General features: G+C 57.6%; 1 protein-coding gene. It reads left to right on the plus strand.

Features of this window, described 5'->3' with window-relative positions:
• Positions 1 to 134: 134 nt before the first annotated feature.
• A partial coding sequence (locus ACO6UX_RS22575; RefSeq protein ID WP_422450572.1) for a hypothetical protein occupies positions 135 to 1576 on the plus strand: 1442 nt, incomplete at its 3' end.

A 1576-nucleotide genomic window follows, 5' to 3' on the forward strand; every position in this document is an offset into this window, starting at 1 on the left:
ACCAACAAGGGTGAACGTGCATACGCCGGCATCGGGGGGGGTGATTGTCAAAGGAACGGTTGCCAACACCACGGCGGTGAACAGCATCGGTCGAAACCTCGGGTAAAGATGCACACGCCGGCATCGGGGGGGGGATGATTTTCAAAGGAAAGGTTGCCAACACCACGGCGGTGAACGGCACGGTCGAAACCTCGGGTAATTATGCATACGCCTGCATCGGGGGGGGGGTTGTTAAAAACGGAACGGTTGCCTGCACCACGGCGGTGAACAGCAAGGTCAAAACCTCGGGTGTAGGTGCATACGCCTGCATCGGGGGAGGGCAGGTTACCTATGGAGGATCGGTTGCCAACACCACGGCGGTGAACAGCACGGTCGAAACCTTGGGTGAAGGTGCATTCGCAAGCATCGGGGGAGGGGCGGTTTTCGATCAAGGAACGGTTGCCTGCACCACGGCGGTGGACAGCACGGTCGAAACCTCGGGTAAAAATGCACACGTCGGCATTGGGGTAGGGCAGGTTACCGATGGAGGAAAGGTTGCCAACACCACGGCGGTGAACAGCAGGGCCGAAACCTCGGGTGAACGTGCATGCGCAGGCATCGGGGGGGGAGCGGTTTACGATCAAGGAACGGTTGCCTGCACCACGACGGTGGACAGCACGGTCGAAACCTCGGGTAAATATGCACACGCAGGCATTGGGGTAGGGCAGGTTACCAATGGAGCAACGGTCGCCAACACCACGGCGGTGAACAGCAGGGCCGAAACCTCGGGTGAACGTGCATGCGCAGGTATCGGGGGAGGGGCGGTTTACGATCAAGGAACGGTTGCCTGCACCACGGCGGTGGACAGCACGATCGAAACCTCGGGTAAATATGCACACGCAGGCATTGGGGTAGGGCAGGTTACCAATGGAGCAACGGTCGCCAACACCACGGTGGTGAACAGCACGGTCGAAACCTCGGGTGAAGTTGCATGCGCCGGCATCGGGGTGGGCCTGGTTCACAATGGAGGAAAGGTTGGCAACACCACGGCGGTGGGCAGCAAGGTCGAAACCTCGGGTAAATATGCATACGCCGGCATCGGGGGAGGGCTGGTTTCCAATGGAGGAACGGTTGCCAACACCACGGCGGTGAACAGCACGGTCGAAACCTCGGGTAAATATGCATACGCCGGCATCGAAGGAGGGGAGGTTCGTGATGGAGGAAAGGTTACCAACACCACGGCGGTGAATAGCTATGTCATCATGAAAAAGAATTTTGGACCTGAATCCAATGAGCAGCTTCTTTGCCAAAAAGCTGACCCACGCGTGTTAACAGCCAATTGCGCTTTTGGACAGGAATCCAATGAGCAGCTTCTTTGCCAAAAAGCTGACCCTCGTGTGTTAACAGCCAATTGCGCTTCGGGAACTGAATTTCTGGATGCGTTGGATTTTTCGTACGGTGATGTTTGCCCGGTAAATGCCGCTACAGTGTCAACAACCGCTTCGGCGTCAACTGCCGCGACAGAGTCAACCGCGGCGGCGTCAGCAGCCGCCATAGTGTCAACAGACGCTAGAGGTATCAACAGCGGCTACAGCAT

The sequence above is a fragment of the Endozoicomonas sp. ALB091 genome, assembly GCF_049310265.1.
In the GTDB taxonomy this organism is placed as follows: domain Bacteria; phylum Pseudomonadota; class Gammaproteobacteria; order Pseudomonadales; family Endozoicomonadaceae; genus Endozoicomonas.